This window comes from Pseudomonas sp. lyk4-TYG-107, from assembly GCF_030209055.1.
Classification (GTDB): domain Bacteria; phylum Pseudomonadota; class Gammaproteobacteria; order Pseudomonadales; family Pseudomonadaceae; genus Aquipseudomonas; species Aquipseudomonas putida_A.
In genome coordinates this window covers 107,496-122,713 of record NZ_JARVST010000025.1, presented here as the reverse complement: position 1 = coordinate 122,713, position 15,218 = coordinate 107,496, and the positions used below count along the sequence as shown (strand labels likewise).

Genomic DNA, 15,218 nt, shown 5'->3' with positions numbered 1-15,218 from the left:
CACTGTGGGAGCGGGCTTGCTCGCGAATGCGGTGGGTCATTCAAAAATGAAGTTGGCTGGCACGGCCTCTTCGCGAGCAGGCTCGCTCCCACAGTTTTTTATGTTTGTTGTGTCAGCGGCGGCGCATCAGGCCGATGAAGAACAGACCGCCGATAGCCGCGGTGGCAACGCCGATGGGCAGGTCTTCCGGCGCGATCAGAGTTCGCGCGGCAACATCGACCCACACCAGAAACAGGCTGCCGAGCAGTACGCAGGCCGGTAGCAGTCGGCGGTGTTCGGCACCGACCAGACGCCGGGCAATGTGCGGCACCATCAGCCCGACAAAACCGATCGAGCCGCTGATCGACACCAGCACCCCGGTCATCAAGGACGCGATCACAAACACCCGCAGGCGCACCGCACGGGCATTCAGACCGAGGGTGACGGCGGTCTGTTCGCCGGCCATCAAGGCGTTCAACGGTCGGGCCATACCCAGCAGCAAACCGAGGCCGAGCAACACGCTCAGGGCCGGCACCGTCAGCAACTCCCAACGCGCGAGGCCGAGGCCGCCGAGCATCCAGAACATCACCGCCGAGCTGGCGCGATGGTCGCCCATGAACAGCAGCAGATTGGCGATCGCCATCATCACGAACGACACCGCTACGCCGCACAGCAGCAAGCGGTCGCTGTCGAGCCGACCCTGACGGTTGGCAATCCCCAGCACCAGAAACATGCTCAGCAAGGCGCCGATGAATGCGGCAATCGGCAAGGTCAGCAGGCCGACGACTTCACCGATGTGCAGCACCACGATCACTGCGCCGAGTGTCGCGCCGGAGGTGACGCCGAGCAGGTGCGGATCGGCAAGAGGATTGCGCGTCACCGCTTGCAGCACCGCGCCAATCAACGCCAACCCGGCACCGACCAACGCCCCGAGCAACATGCGCGGCACACGGATCAGCCAGACAATGTGCTCCTGCCCGGCGCTCCAGCTCACCTCGCCGAAACCGAAGGTCTTGTGCAGCAGAATCCGCCAAACCACCTCCACCGGCACCCGCGCCGGACCAAAACCGAGCGAGACCACGCACGACACCAGCAACACGGTGCCGAGGGCGATCAGCAACAAGGCGTAGCGACGGTCGATCATTCGCCGTGGAATCCTTTGGCCAGGGTTTCCACCGCCAGCACGTTATCGATCCCCGGCGTGGCCTGCACGTAAGGGATGACGATGAAGCGCTGGTTCTTGATCGCATCGACCGATTGCAGCGCCGGGTTCTTCAGCAGAAATTCGATCTTCTGTTCAGCGGTGATTTCGCTGTAGTCGACGATCACGATCACCTGCGGATTGCGTTCGACCACGGTCTCCCAGTTGACCCTCGTCCAGCTCGCGTCGACGTCGTCGAGAATGTTGCGCCCGCCTGCAGCATCAATCAGCGCCTGCGGCATGCCGAGACGCCCGGAAGTCATGGCGCGGTCTTCGCCGCTGTCGTAGAGAAACACGCGCGGCTTGTCGGCGGGCAGGTCTTTGCGGATCTCGGCGACCTGATTCTGCATGTCGGCAATCAGTGCGTTGGCGCGATCCTGCACGTCGAAAATTTTCCCGAGGTTGCGCAGGTCGTTGTAGGTGTCGTCCAGTGTCGCCGCCGGGCGCTTCATCACGAAGGCGCAGGATTCGGTCAGCTCATACACGTTGATGCCCAGCGGTTGCAGGGTCTGCGGCGTGAGGTCGCCACCGACGCGCATGCCGTAATCCCAGCCGGCAAAGAAAAAATCGACGTTGGCGTTGAGCAGGGTTTCCACCGATGGATATTTCGCAGCCAGCTCCGGCAAGCCGTCGAGCAGCGACTGCATCTCGGGCGTCACCGACTTCCAGCCACTGACTCCGCTGTAACCGGTCATGCGCGATTTGAGGCCGAGGGCGAGCATCATCTGGGTCATGTTGATGTCGTGGCTGACCGCGTGCTTCGGCGCTTCGTTGAAGGTCACTTCGCGGTTGCAGCTATGGATGGTCAACGGGTATTTCGTGGCTTCGGCGAAGGCCTGGGCACTGCCCAACAAAAGAGCGACACAAAGCAGGGAACGCACAGTCATGGTCGGGTTATCCAGGTGATTCGCGGGTAGCCGTGAAGAGGGTGGGAATCGATCAACGCCTCGACGCCGAACACGTCGCGCAGCAGCTCGGTGGTGAGTACCTGTTGCGGCGTGCCGCTGGCGACGATCCGCCCGTGATTGATCACGTACAGTCGGTCACAGAACGCGGCGGCCAGGTTCAGGTCGTGAATGCTGGCGAGGGTGCCGATCTGCAGACGTTTGACCAGTTGCAGCAGTTCGAGCTGATAACGCGGGTCGAGGTGGTTGGTCGGCTCGTCGAGGATCAGCAGTTGCGGTTGCTGAGTCAGGGCGCGGGCAAGGATCACCCGCTGCTTCTCACCGCCGGACAGGGTGGCGAACGCATGGTCTTCGAAGCCGTCGAGGCCGACGGATTTGAGCGCTTGCGTCGCCAGATTGCGATCTTCCAGCGTGTCGCCATCGAACAGGCCTTTGTGCGGCGTGCGGCCCATGGCGACCACTTCTTCGACGGTCAGGCCAAAGGCGTCGGGGAATTCCTGCAGGACCACGGCGATGCGTTTCGCGCACCAGCGCGAGGATTGCTTCCATACGTTGTGATGATCGAGTCTGACCTCGCCGCTCTCCGGCTGGCTGAAGCGATAGGCGCAGCGCAGCAGGCTGGTCTTGCCGCTGCCGTTGGGGCCGATCAGCCCGACAAACTCACCGGCGGCCACCTGCAACGAGGCGTCACGCAGCTGGAACTGGTGATGGCAGTGGCCGTGGCCCAGAGGTGTCCAGGCGAGGTTGGCGAGATTTAGCGAGGTCATCAAATTCCTGAATTCATTACATCATTTGTGGTGAGGGGATTTATCCCCGATGGACCGCGCAGCGGTCCCAAAACCTGTAATCACGATTTGTCAGAAGACTGTATTCATCGGATTGCGACGGCTTCGCCGCCGATCGGGGATAAATCCCCTCACCACAGGAATGTTTGAGCTTTTAAAAGGTGTAATCAGCGGTGACGAAGAACGATCTCGGCTCGCCGAGAATCCACTGCTGGCCCGCATTGTATTGGCTTTGTGCGTACTGGCGGTCAAACAGATTGTTCAGCTGTAGACCGAGCGTGGTGTTGCGCAGGGCTTGCCACGACAGCGTCGCATCGACCACGGTGTAACTCGGCAGCTCGTTGCGGTTGGCCATGTCGGCGTAACGCGCATCGACATAACGCATGCCGGCCCCGGCCTTCAGATCATCACTGAGGTTTTTGTTCAGCCACAGATTGGCGGTGCGCCGTGGCACATCCACCGGGCGATTGCCGTCGTACGACAGGGTTTGCCCGTTGACCACTTCGGAGAAGTCATCGTACTTGGCCTTCACAATCGCCGCGTTGGCCTGCAGTTGCCAGGCGTGCGGCAGTTGCAGATCGAGGCTGGCTTCCAGGCCGTTGGAAGATTGCTGGCCAACTTGCTGCTTGAGCGTCGGGTTGCCCGGATCGTCGGTCAGCAGTTTCTTTTTGACGATGCGATAGGCCGCCAGGGTGAACTCGCCGCGCTGATCCCAGAACAACTGCTTCAGGCCGATTTCTGTCTGGCGCGCGGTCGACAGGTCGTATTGCTGCTGGCTCGGACTGAGGGATATCAGGCCGCCGATGCCGTCGGTGCTGGTCGCGACCTGACCGTAGAACGAAGTCTCGGGCGTCAGGGCAAACACTAGTCCGGCCTTCCAGTTGTTGCCGGTCAGGGTCTTGTCGCTCTGGCTGTCGTCGATCAGATTGTTGCGATCAACGTGCACGTAATCACGGCGCACGCCGGTCACCAGCGACCAGCGCTCGCTCAGTTGCGTGCGGTTTTCAGCGAACACTGACATCTGTTTGGTGGTGCTGTCGAACTGGTCGCGGTACGGGTTGGCGCTTTCGAAATAGCCCGGCTGCGGGTGATACAGATCCAAGGGCTGACCGTTGGGCAGCACGTCGTTGAACGGCGAGTTGCTGTTGAGCTGGAAGCGGATGCGGTTGTAATCGACGCCGGTCACGGTCTGGCTGTCGAGGCCGAACAGTGAGTGCTTGAAGGTGAAGGTCTGGCGGTCGCCGACCTGCTCCTGCTGGTGGCCGATGCCGAAGTAGCCGCTGCGGCTGAGTTGTTGGCTGTCAGCATCGAAGTTGTAGTTCTCGGCGTTCTGCCAGCGGCGCTGGGCCTTGAGGTAGTACAGCTCGTTACTGGCACTGACGGCGTCGTTGATCTGCCAATCGGTGGTCAGGCGCGTCCACTGATCGTTGTAGTGCTGCTTGTCGTCGCGCACGTTGTAGTTCTTGTTGCGCAGGCTGTCGCGCAATTGGCCGTTGATCAATGGCGTGCCGAAGTAGTTCTGTGGGCGCTGGTCGCCGTAGTCGTGGGCGAGGGTGAAGGCCAGATCATCAGTAGCCTGCCAGCGCAGGGCGGCGCTGATGAAATCGCTTGATGAATCACCGCGATCGATCCAGCCGTTGCTGCGCAGACGATTGAGATTGAGCCGATAGCTCAGGGTGTCGCTCAGCGAACCGCCGCTGTCGAACGCCTGCTGCTGGCTGTCGTAGGAACCGTAGCCGACGCGCAGGTGATTTTCTATTTCGCCCTCGAACGGCTTCTTCGGAATCACGTTGACCACCGCGCCGGTCGCGCCTTCGCCGTACAGCACCGAGGCCGGGCCGCGCAGTACGTCTACGCGCTGCACCGACCAGGTGTCGACCGGAAAGGTCACGGTGCCCATGCCGGTGTACATCCGATTGCCGTCATACAACTGCATCACCGAACTCTGCCCGGTAAAACCGCGTGCCTGCAACGAGGTACCGCCATCGCCCGGGGTGCCGGTGCGGCTGATGCCGGTGCTGCGCGACACGGCGTCCTGCACGCTGCGATCACCACGGGCGCGAACCTGCTCGCCGCTAAGGCTTTCGACGCTGGCCGGAGTTTCCATGGCCGTCAGGTTCAGGCGCGAGCCGGCGGTGGTCGGCGTGGTCAGGCTGACACTTTCTGCGTCAACCGCAGGTGCGGAGATGGTGCCGGTGGGCAGCGTCAGCGGCTGGCCGTCGGCGTTGGCGTTGTTCAGGGCGAACAGGCAGAGGCTGGACAAGAGGTACTTGTTCATCGGGACGGTGAATCACTTCTTCAAAAGAAAGCCCGCAACTTTTGGTTGCGGGCAGGGCGGCCTATTTGCGTTATGCAGTAACACTAAAAAATGCCGGAGTTTAAGCCCCGGCAGTTTAAAGATCTGTCTGAAACGCGCATCTCGCCTGCTTCACGTTGAAGTTGAGGCAGATTCAGCTTGGCGGCCCAGACGCGACAACAGCAGCCGATCCAGCAGCCAGACCAGCACCAGCGAAGCGCCCACCAGCGGAAAGATCACGGCCAGAGCGAGCATGATCGCCACGCCGGTTTTCCATTTCGGCAGGTCATGGCGCAGCGGCGGCACGCCGAACTTGCCCTGCGGACGCCGCTTCCACCAGATCACCACACCGCTGACGGCGCTGAGCAGAATCATCAGGCAGATCAGCAGCACGACAATCTGGTTGAAGGTGCCGAACATCTTGCCCTCATGCAGCATCACACCGATTTCCGTGGCCCGTGCCACCGCGCCGTACTGCTCGAAACGCACATCAGCGAGGACCTTGCCGGTGTACTGATCGACATGCAGGGTCGCGTCGTTGCGCGGGTCGTCGGCGAACACGGCAATGGTGAACACACCGGTTGCGGTGGTCGGCAGGGTGATGCTGTAGCCCGGTTCGACCTTGCGTTCAATGGCGATGTTCTGCACCTCTTGCAGGCTGATCGCGGGTGCGGCGGGACCGTGTTGCATGCCGCCGTGGGGCATGTGTTCGGCGTGGTCGCCGGACATCGGCATCGGCGTGTTTTCCATTGCCCATGGCACGGTCTGGCGCGCGGCGTTATTGAGGCTGCCGGCCTCGACGTCGGAGGTCGGCACGTTGTTCCACATCGCGGCCGGGAACACGTTCCACACCTGGGCGTACTGCTTGCCCCAGAAGCCGGTCCAGGTCATGCCGCTGAGCAGCATCACCAGCAGCAATGCCGCGCCCCAGAACCCGGTGACCGCGTGCAGATCACGCCACAACACCCGACCGCGACTGTTCAGGCGTGGCCACAGAATCCCGGCGGCCTGACCGCGCGGCCACCACAGAAACACCCCCGACACCACCAGCACCACGCCCCAACCGGCGGCGAGTTCGATCAGGCGATCACCGAGCGTGCCGATCATCAATTCGCCGTGAATGGCGCGGGCGACGGCTTGCAGATTTTTCTTCGCATCCTGCTCGCCAAGGATGTCGCCGTGGTACGGGTCGATGAACACATTGAGTTCATGACCCTCATTCTTCACGACAAACTGAGCGCTGCGTTCGGCGTTGGCCGGCGGCAGGTACTGGGTGATCTGGCCTTGTGGATAAGCGCTTTTCACCCGTTGCAGCAGATCATCGGCCGGCACCATGTGATGCCCGGCGGGGACGTTGAGCAGGCTGCTGTACATCAGCGAATCGAGCTGCGGTTTGAACAGGTAGATGATGCCGGTCAGGGCCAGCATTACCATGAACGGCGCGACGAATAGGCCGGCATAGAAATGCCAGCGCCAGGCCAGGTTGTAGAAGTTCGGTTTGGGCTTTTGCATCACGTTTGCTCCGCTTGGCTTGGATCTTTTCTTTGTTCTGTATGGGGAGTTTCACCACTGCACTCCTATGGGAGCGGGCTTGCTCGCGAAAGCGTCGTGTCAGGCGCCACCCATGCTGGATGTACCGCCGTCTTCGCGAGCAAGTCCGCTCCCACAAGGGCAAGGCGTGCCGCTCGGTTAGAAACTCATATCGACCTTGGTCCAGAGCGTGCGCCCCGGCTCGTTGATCGCTTGCGGGTCGTTGGCCGGGTAGCCGAAACCGGCGTTGCCCGCCAGGTTCAGGTGCTCGGCGTAAGCCTTGCCGAACAGGTTGTCGACGCCGGTGCTGACCTTCCAGTTTTTGTTGATCCGGTAGGCGCCGTTGAGCGAGAACACGCCAAAGCCGCCGCTCTTGTCGTAGTCCTTGCCGACCACGTTGCCCTTGTTCTGGTCGATGCGGTTTTGCGCCGCGACCACGCGCCACAGCGCCCCGGCGCTCCAGTTGTCTTCGCTGTAGGTCAGGCCGAAGCGCGCATCCAGCGGCGGCATTTGCGGCAGGGCTTTGCCGTCGCTGCTGTTCTTGCCCCAGGCGTAAGCCAGGGTCGCGTCGGCTTTCCAGTTATCGGTGAGTTTGTAGGCGGCACCGAGCTCGCCACCCATGATCCGCGCGTCGATGTTTTCCGCGCGCGAAGTGCTCATGCCCATCATCGTCGGTGTGTAGTCGAACAGGATGTAGTCGCGCACCACACCGATGTAGCCCGAGGCCCAGGCTTCGAGTTCGGCAGTCTTGTAGTTCACGCCGAAGTCGAACTGGGTGGTCTTCTCCGGTTTGATCGAGTCGAACGCATTCAGCGAGCCGGCCGGGCCGGACTTCGGTGAAAACAGCTCCCAGTAATCCGGGAAGCGCTGCGCGTGACCGAGGCCGGCGTACAGCGTGGCCGGGCTGTCAGCGAGGTCATGCTCGTAACGCACGAAGCCGCTTGGCAGGGTGTCGGCGCGGGTCTCGTCGGCGGTCGGATTTGGCCGGCTCATCATTCCCGAACCAATGCGCTGCCGGTAATCCTTGGCCGAAGCACGGTCGACCCGGGCGCCGGTAATCAGCCGATCACGGTCGGCGGCGTACCAGGTCATTTCGCTGAACACGCCGTAGTTATGGAAATCGGCGTCCTTGGTGTACGGCTGATCCTTGTAGGTGTCGATGCGCATGCCACTGCGCTGGCGATGCTCGTTGGTCTGCGCATCGAGACCGGTGATCAGCTGGATGTCGGCCCAGCGCCAGGTTGCCTTGATCCGCGCGCCGAGGGTGCGCCGGTCGACGTTGGAGGCCATGGGCCCGGCCATCATCCCGGTGCCGGATGGCGTGCGCAGGCTGTAGTTGTCCATCACGTGGTCGGCGTAGTTGTAGTAGACCTGTGCTTCGAGTTTCTCCAGCACGTCGGTGATGTTGGATTTTTCGAAGCGCAGGCCGAGGCTTTCGCGAAGAAACTGCGAACCGTCCATGCCGCGCCCGGCGTAGCGCGCTTCGCCATCGCCCTTGCCGGCGGTGAGTTCGATCAGGGTGTCGGCGTCCGGGGTCCAGCCGAGCGCGATGTCACCGTTCCACTTGTCGTAGCGCGAGGCAACGATGTCGTTGTTGCCGTCGCGATAGTCGTCGGAATGCGCGGTGTTGCCGATTACCCGTACGTAGCCCAATGGCCCGCCGGCAGCGGCGTCGACAACTTTGTCGAAGCGTCCGTTGGAGCCGGCCAGCACGCTGGCATTCACCCGCGTGCCGAGTTCGCCGAAGCTTTCCGGCTCACGGTCGAAGAGGATCGTGCCGGCCGATGCGCCCGGCCCCCAAAGTACGGTTTGCGGGCCTTTGATCACTGTGAGTTTGTCGTAGGTTTCCGGCGAGATGTACGAGGTCGGCGCGTCCATCCGCCCCGGGCAGGCGCCGAGCAGCATGCTGCCGTTGGTGAGAATGTTCAGGCGCGAACCGAACATCCCGCGCAGCACCGGATCACCGTTGGTGCCGCCATTGCGCACCAGGGCGAAGCCGGGAATGGTCTTCAGATAATCGCCGCCGTCACTGGCCGGCACCGGTTGGCGCGGGTCCTTGGGGTTGGTGACGATGGTCAGTGGCGAGCTTGGAGCGATCGCGGTGATCACCGTCGGACTCAGTTCTTCGTTGTGCCCGGCGTGGTCATCGGCCAACACCAGCGGCGATAACAGAACGCCGCAAAGGACGGCGGTGGCGTGCGAGAAACCAATGCGCGATGCGTTCAGCGCGAAAGACGCCCGGGCAGAACCCGAGCGTGGAACAGCAGAAAACCTGAACATGACAATTTCCATCAAACAGTCGTAAACGACACGGCCGGCAGCCTGAAGCTGTCTTCTCAACCGTGTGCAATCAAAGGTGCGGTGTTTACGCGTTGACGGGCGGGGCGCGGGTGCGGGCGCCGGGGAAGAAGGTCTGCCGGGCGTGGCCCAGACGCGGGGAGGATGGGGTGAAGGTGTTGACGTGGGCAATGCTGAACGTGGCGAACGTGCCGCCACCGGTCAGCGCCGGGCAATTGAACAGCAGGCTGCAATAACCGCACTTTTCCCATAGGGCGTGGTGCGAGGATTGCGGCGGGCAGTGTTCGGCAGCCGGTTGTGCGCCGTGCGCGGCGTGATCCATGCCCGGCATGTCCATCGCCATGTCCATGCTCATCGGCATGGAAGTCGAGGCGTGCTGATCCATCGGCATCGACTGAGAAATCAGCGGGCCGATGAAGATCATCAACATGGCGAACAGGGCGATCCAGCTACCGCGGGTCAGAGTCTGGCTCTGGCGATGCAGGCGGGATGCCCCGGCGCGTTGCGGGCGCACGGGCGTAGTCAGCCGGATCGGTTACTGGGCGTGATCGTGTGCCTGGGTATCTTGCGGAGGTTTCTTCTGCACCGCGACTTCGACGGTGACGTCACCGGCCTTCTCGAAATGCAGGGTCAGCGGGAAGCGTTTGCCGTCGCTGAGCAGACTGCGGTCTTTCGGGTTGAGCAGCATCACGTGATAGGCCATCGGCGCGAACGTCACCGTGCCGCCGGCAGGAATCACCACGTCGGGCACCTGCTGCATTTTCATCAGGTCGCCCTGCATTACATGCTCGTGCAGTTGCGCTTCGGCGGTGATCGGCGAGTCGACGCTGAGCAGGCGGTCGTCGGTCTTGCCGGGATTGCTGATCACGAAATAAGCCGCGACGGTCGGCGCGTTGGGTGGCAGCTCCTGCGACCACGGGTGAGCGATTTCCAGCTCGCCGGCCTTGTATTCGTGGGCATCGGCGAAGCACGCCGGCAGCAACAGCGCAGCGATGACGAAGAGTTTGTTCAACATGGCAGTTCTCCAGAACGATTTGATACGCAGGTCAATTGCGAGAACAAATCAAACCAGAGGCGAGGCGCGGGGATTGAGGCTCGGCCATTGCTGGCGCGGTGTCGGTGTTTGCAACGAGGGCGGCGCCACGCTGCGATTGCTTTCGTAGCGGGCGAAATACAGCTGCGGCGTATGGCCCGGCAACGCCACCAGCGGCGCTGAACCCGAGCAGCACCAGCAATGCTGCATGTTGGAATGGCTGTCGTTGGACGGGGCTTTCTGCTCCGGGGTGCCGATGTTGATCGCCACCATCTTCGTCCCGCTGCCGGTGCAGAAACTGCTCCACAGCAACTGTTCGGCCGGTGAACTGGCCGCCTGCGCCATCGCCCCGGTCATCGGCATGGCGAGCATGTTGAACAGCACTGCAAAGCAGGCGATCCAGGCAAATGCGAGCCGGTGTCGGTTCATGGGACAGATCCGTTGGGTGGGCGATCAGGCGCGGGCTATTTAGCCTGATCAGGGCCGATAAGTAAAAAGGCGTCGTGCGGTTTGGTGTCGCAGCGATCTCATCAACCAATCGCTCAGTTCACTGGTACCGCGTGAACCTCCATGTCTACTCCCAGCGTAGTTCGGATTACCGAAAAAATTTTTGCCAGATTGTCCATGCTCGGGTTGCCTTTGGCGGACAACATTCGATGCAGGCTTTTGCTGGGCTTTTCAGTCTCCCTTGCAAGTTCTTCGAATCCGACAGTTGCATTGACGAGGTCGCGCAAAATTATCCTCGCAACTTCTGGCTCGCCATTCAGAAAAAGCGTTGCGGCTTCGTCCAGTAATGCCTGGGCAAATTCGGGATCACGTTGTGCACGCTCTGAAATTGAAATTTTGTAGCTTCGAGTGAGCGCCATCAAATTACCTCTGGTTCTGTTCAGCTTTTTTTCGAGTTCGAAATTCGGCTATCAGTGCTTTCACCTGTTTGATGTCCTGTCTCTGTGTGGATTTATCTCCTCCACCGAACAAGATGATCAGTCGTTTTCCCTCTTGTATCAGATAAATTCTATAGCCAGGCCCCCAGTTTATTTTGTATTCGCCGAGACCATCGAACCACTTGATGTTGGAGGTGTTGCCCGCTTCCAACCGTGCCAAGGCTTTCGAAACCCTCGCTGCGGCCGGCACGCTCAAAGTGGAGATCCAACGGCCAAACGGGCTTGAATCGTTTTCTTGTAGATATTCTTCGAGTGTGATCACAGTCGGCCCTGAAGGTAACAAATAGGTTACTTATCATGCAAGCCGTGGATCTTGCCTCAGGAGGTGATCGCCTCCAATTCAACAAGTGTTTCTTGAAGCGTCCAAAACTCCCGATCAACCCTCGGCAACACCGGCCGCTTCAACACCATCACCGGCACCCCCAACTCCCGCGCCACTTCCAGTTTCGGCTCGGTCGCGGTGCTGCCACTGTTCTTGCTGATCAGCACATCGATCTGCCGGCGTTCGAACAGTGCGCGTTCATCCTCCAGCAGAAACGGCCCACGGGCGCCGATGACTTCGCAGCGTTCGTTACCGGGATAAGCGTCGAGGGCGCGCAGGGTCCAATACTGGTTGGCAGGGATTTCGTCGAGGTGTTGCAGTGGTTCGCGGCCGAGGGTGAACAGCGGGCGGCGGAACGGTTTGAGGGCTTCGATCAGTTCGGCCCAGTCGCTGACTTCACGCCAGTCGTCGCCCGGCTGCGGCTGCCATGCGGGGCGGCGCAAGGCCCAGCAGCGGATGCCGGCGAGTTGTGCGGCGATGGCGGCGTTGTGGCTGATTTGCGCGGCGTAAGGGTGGGTCGCATCGAACAGCAGGTCGATGCCTTCAGCGCGAATGAATTGCGCCAGACCTTCGGCCCCGCCGTAGCCGCCGACGCGCACCTGGCAGGTCAGGTCGGTCGGCACCCGGCCCACGCCGGCCAGACTGTAAATGTGTTCTGGCCCCAGCGTACGGGCGATGGCCAACGCCTCGGTGACGCCGCCAAGCAACAGAATACGTTTCATGCAAAACCTCCGGAATGGCCGACGATGCCGCCCTGGCGATCAATCGCAAATACTTCGACCTGCACCTGCGCCGGCACCACGCTGCGGGCGAAATCAAGCGCGTGGCGGCAGACCTCATCGCCGAGGGCGATGCCGGCAGCGCTGGCCATCGCCAGGGCCTGCTGACTGGTGTTCGCTTCACGAATGCCCTGCTGCAAAGCCTGATCGGCACCAATCGCCGCCGCCCATTCAGCCAGTTGCGGCAGGTCGATGCTCGAATGCCTCGAGTGCAGATCCATGTGCCCGGCCGCCAGTTTGCTGATCTTGCCGAAGCCGCCACACAGGCTGAGTCTATCCACCGGCACTTTGCGCAGATGCTTGAGCACCGCACCGACAAAGTCGCCCATTTCGATCAAGGCGATTTCCGGCAGGTCGTAGACCCGGCGCATGGTGTCTTCGCTGGCGTTGCCGGTGCACGCGGCGATGTGCAGGTAGCCATTGGTTTTGGCGACGTCGATGCCCTGATGAATCGAGGCGATGTACGCCGCGCAGGAAAACGGCCGGACGATACCGCTGGTGCCGAGGATCGACAAACCACCGAGAATGCCCAGCCGCGGGTTCATGGTTTTCAGTGCCAGCGCCTCGCCGCCCTCGATATTGACGGTGACCTCGAAGCCGCCGGCATAAGCGCTTTCGGTGGCGAGCAGCGTCAGGTGGTCGCTGATCATCTTGCGCGGTACCGGGTTGATCGCCGGTTCACCGACGCCGAGCACCAGCCCCGGCCGGGTCACGATGCCGACACCTGCGCCCGCGACAAAGCGAATCCCCGGCTCGGCCAGCAGCCGCACGTGTGAATAGAGCAGCGCACCGTGCGTTACGTCCGGGTCGTCGCCGGCGTCCTTGATCGTTCCGGCCTCGGCGCCGCCTTCGGTCAGCCGGCAGAACTCCAGGCGCATCTGCACCTGTTTGCCTTTGGGCAGGACGATCTGCACCGCATCCGCCGACGTACCGCCGAGCAGCAGGCGGGCGGCGGCGAGGCTGGTGGCGGTGGCGCAGCTGCCGGTGGTCAGACCGCTGCGCAGGGGTGCGGGTTGTTCGGCGGTTTCGTCACGCATCGAGGGGTTTGACCAGATCCAGCAGGGTAATCGGCAACGCCTGACGCCAGGTGTCGAACTCGCCCAGCGGTTGCGCCTGGGCCACGTGGATTCGGGTCAGTTCGCCGCCGTGGCGTTCGCGCCAGTGCATCAGGCTGACTTCACTTTGCAGGGTCACGGCGTTGGCGACCAGCCTGCCACCGGGCTTGAGTTGTTCCCAGCAGGTTTCAAACACGCCTTCGCGGGTCACGCCGCCGCCGATGAAGATCGCGTCGGGTCGCTCCAGTCCGGCGAGGGCTTGCGGCGCACGGCCACGCACCAAGTGCAGACCGGGCACGCCCAACGCGTCGCGGTTGTGTTCGATCAAGGCCTGTCGGCCCTCGTCCGCCTCGATGGCGATGGCGCGGCAGCTCGGGTGCGCGCGCATCCATTCGATGCCGATCGAGCCGCAACCGCCGCCGACATCCCACAGCAGTTCGCCGGGGATCGGCGCGAGGCGGGCTAGGGTGATGGCGCGGACATCGCGTTTGGTCAGTTGGCCGTCGTGCTGGAATGCCGAATCGGGCAGTCCGGCAAGACGTGACAGGCGCGGTGCCTGCGCATCGGCCAGGCATTCGATGGCGATCACATTCAGATCGGCAATCGCCGGGTCATTCCAGTCATTGGCAGTACTTTCGAGGCGCCGTTCGGCATCGCCGCCCAAATGCTCAAGCACAGTCAGGCGGCTGCCGCCAAAACCGCGCTCGCGCAGCAGCGCCGCGACTGCCGCCGGACTGTGCCGGTCATTGCTCAACAGCAACAGGCGCACCCCGCTGAACAGCTGCGCATTGAGTGCCGCCAGTGGTCGCGCCACCAGCGAGAGGGTGACCACCTCCTGTAACGGCCAGCCGAGCCGGGCGGCGGCCAGCGAACAGGAAGAGGGCGCGGGCAGGATCAGCATCTCGACACTCGGCACGTGACGCGCGAGGCTGGCGCCGACGCCGTAGAACATCGGATCACCACTGGCCAACACGCACACCGCTCGGCCGCGCTGCTCCAATACCGGCGCGAGGGAAAACGGACTCGGCCACAAAGTGCGTTCGCCACGAATGCACACCGGCAGCAAGTCCAGTTGCCGCTGGCCGCCGATGATCCGCGAAGCAGCCAGCAGGGCGCGCCGGGCGTTTTTGCCCAGGCCCTTGAAGCCGTCTTCACCGATTCCCACAACCGTCAGCCAGGGTGTCATGCCGTTCCTTAATCCTGAGTAGATCTTCACGGGCGGCATGATAACGCGACTGCCGGCACCTGACGCAGGTCTGTCGTCGCGGCGTGTCGAGAACAACGCGGAAACTTAATGTCGAGTAATAGTGATTTTTTCAACTTCCGTTTTTGTTAGTTTGATTCCAAGTCAGTTCTTTTTAATAAGTCTGGCGCAATGAAGCTATAAAATTAATACGTGCCAAGTTGGCAGGGAGCGATATGGATATCAATTCAGCTACACGTTTAAGTCAGAGTAATGCAGTTGCCGTTAATAATATGTTGTTCACCGGGCTGGAGGGGCGGGCAGAGGCCGATAACAGATTTGTGAGGAACTGCATTTATCTCGCCCAGATCGCGGCGGACAGCCGTTGTGACAGCAGTCTTCAGCCTGCAGAGTGGTTCGATTACTTTGTCGGAGGCTTGTGGTCATGTGGCTGGGAACAGGAGGAGAAACCGGTGGTGCTGGTCCAGGAGGCGTTTTCCGGAAGTGTGCAGGAGGCGTGGCGGCGGTCGACAGCACCCTTGCTCGCGCGCGTTCAATTAGCGCAGGTTGAAGCCGGGCTGGCAGCGCTTGAAAAAGATGTAGCGCTACTGCAAAAGTTTACCGCCCTGAGTGGCAAAACCTTCACCTCGCACATTGTGCCGGTCAGTCAGAACGCCAACGGCGAGTTGGTTGTGTTGCTCAGCCATATCCGCTTTTTCAAGTTGGTGTTGAGTACCAGCTACCTGTTCTGGCAGGTCCATCAACCGATGTCGCAACTGGACATCCGCGCCAGGAGAATGGTGATCAGTCGCCGGGACATCGACAAAAGCCGGGACGTTGTAGATCAGGCGATTCGCGAGAGCGTGCCCGACCTTGAGGAGGTCGAACTCTGAAAAGCCGCAGTTTCC

General features: G+C 61.7%; 15 protein-coding genes. 1 reads left to right on the top strand and 14 read right to left on the bottom strand.

Features of this window, described 5'->3' with window-relative positions; all coding sequences use genetic code 11:
• Positions 1-112: 112 nt before the first annotated feature.
• The 14 genes from QRN61_RS20775 to cbiE all read right to left on the bottom strand — a co-directional run bounded on the left by QRN61_RS20775 (position 113) and on the right by cbiE (position 14,313).
• Positions 113-1,123, bottom strand: a complete 1,011-nt coding sequence (locus QRN61_RS20775) for a FecCD family ABC transporter permease (protein WP_285375171.1) — start codon at positions 1,121-1,123, stop codon at positions 113-115.
• Entirely contained in the window at positions 1,120-2,067 is a 948-nt protein-coding gene (locus QRN61_RS20770; RefSeq protein WP_285375169.1) for an ABC transporter substrate-binding protein, read from the bottom strand. Before QRN61_RS20770 ends, QRN61_RS20775 begins: the two co-directional genes overlap by 4 nt.
• Complete coding sequence (locus QRN61_RS20765; protein WP_115988310.1) at positions 2,064-2,852, bottom strand: ABC transporter ATP-binding protein; 789 nt, start codon at positions 2,850-2,852, stop codon at positions 2,064-2,066. The genes QRN61_RS20770 and QRN61_RS20765 overlap by 4 nt, the downstream gene beginning before the upstream one ends.
• A 172-nt stretch (positions 2,853-3,024) precedes the next feature.
• A complete protein-coding gene (locus tag QRN61_RS20760) occupies positions 3,025-5,148 on the bottom strand; it encodes a TonB-dependent receptor (RefSeq protein ID WP_285375166.1) in 2,124 nt (707 codons plus the stop codon).
• A gap of 150 nt (positions 5,149-5,298) precedes the next feature.
• On the bottom strand, positions 5,299-6,678 hold the full coding sequence (locus QRN61_RS20755; protein ID WP_285375164.1) for a PepSY-associated TM helix domain-containing protein: 1,380 nt from the start codon (positions 6,676-6,678) through the stop codon (positions 5,299-5,301).
• Between the two features lie 177 nt (positions 6,679-6,855).
• Positions 6,856-8,976 carry a TonB-dependent copper receptor gene (locus QRN61_RS20750; RefSeq protein WP_285375162.1) on the bottom strand — a complete coding sequence of 707 codons (2,121 nt, stop codon included), beginning with the start codon at positions 8,974-8,976 and terminating at the stop codon, positions 6,856-6,858.
• Positions 8,977-9,061: 85 nt separating this feature from the next.
• Complete coding sequence (locus QRN61_RS20745) at positions 9,062-9,508, bottom strand: DUF2946 domain-containing protein (RefSeq protein ID WP_166496053.1); 447 nt, start codon at positions 9,506-9,508, stop codon at positions 9,062-9,064.
• 21 nt (positions 9,509-9,529) lie between these two features.
• The gene (locus tag QRN61_RS20740; RefSeq protein WP_285375158.1) at positions 9,530-10,009 is read right to left on the bottom strand and encodes a copper chaperone PCu(A)C; all 480 of its coding nucleotides are present in this window, start codon (positions 10,007-10,009) and stop codon (positions 9,530-9,532) included.
• A gap of 48 nt (positions 10,010-10,057) precedes the next feature.
• Complete coding sequence (locus QRN61_RS20735; RefSeq protein WP_285375157.1) at positions 10,058-10,456, bottom strand: DUF2946 domain-containing protein; 399 nt, start codon at positions 10,454-10,456, stop codon at positions 10,058-10,060.
• Between the two features lie 113 nt (positions 10,457-10,569).
• Positions 10,570-10,893: a helix-turn-helix domain-containing transcriptional regulator gene (locus tag QRN61_RS20730; RefSeq protein WP_027613574.1), complete on the bottom strand. Its 324-nt coding sequence runs from the start codon at positions 10,891-10,893 to the stop codon at positions 10,570-10,572.
• A gap of 4 nt (positions 10,894-10,897) precedes the next feature.
• Positions 10,898-11,233 carry a type II toxin-antitoxin system RelE/ParE family toxin gene (locus tag QRN61_RS20725; RefSeq protein ID WP_027613575.1) on the bottom strand — a complete coding sequence of 112 codons (336 nt, stop codon included), beginning with the start codon at positions 11,231-11,233 and terminating at the stop codon, positions 10,898-10,900.
• A gap of 56 nt (positions 11,234-11,289) precedes the next feature.
• Entirely contained in the window at positions 11,290-12,015 is a 726-nt protein-coding gene (locus tag QRN61_RS20720) for a cobalt-precorrin-6A reductase (RefSeq protein ID WP_027613576.1), read from the bottom strand.
• Positions 12,012-13,109 (bottom strand): cobalt-precorrin-5B (C(1))-methyltransferase, encoded by a 1,098-nt coding sequence (locus tag QRN61_RS20715; RefSeq protein ID WP_285375150.1) that lies wholly within the window; start codon positions 13,107-13,109, stop codon positions 12,012-12,014. Before QRN61_RS20715 ends, QRN61_RS20720 begins: the two co-directional genes overlap by 4 nt.
• Positions 13,102-14,313: a precorrin-6y C5,15-methyltransferase (decarboxylating) subunit CbiE gene (cbiE, locus tag QRN61_RS20710; protein WP_285375147.1), complete on the bottom strand. Its 1,212-nt coding sequence runs from the start codon at positions 14,311-14,313 to the stop codon at positions 13,102-13,104. Before cbiE ends, QRN61_RS20715 begins: the two co-directional genes overlap by 8 nt.
• 233 nt (positions 14,314-14,546) lie before the next feature.
• On the opposite strand from cbiE, the gene QRN61_RS20705 reads away from it, so the two are divergent.
• Positions 14,547-15,203: a hypothetical protein gene (locus tag QRN61_RS20705; RefSeq protein ID WP_183783629.1), complete on the top strand. Its 657-nt coding sequence runs from the start codon at positions 14,547-14,549 to the stop codon at positions 15,201-15,203.
• Positions 15,204-15,218 lie beyond the last annotated feature (15 nt).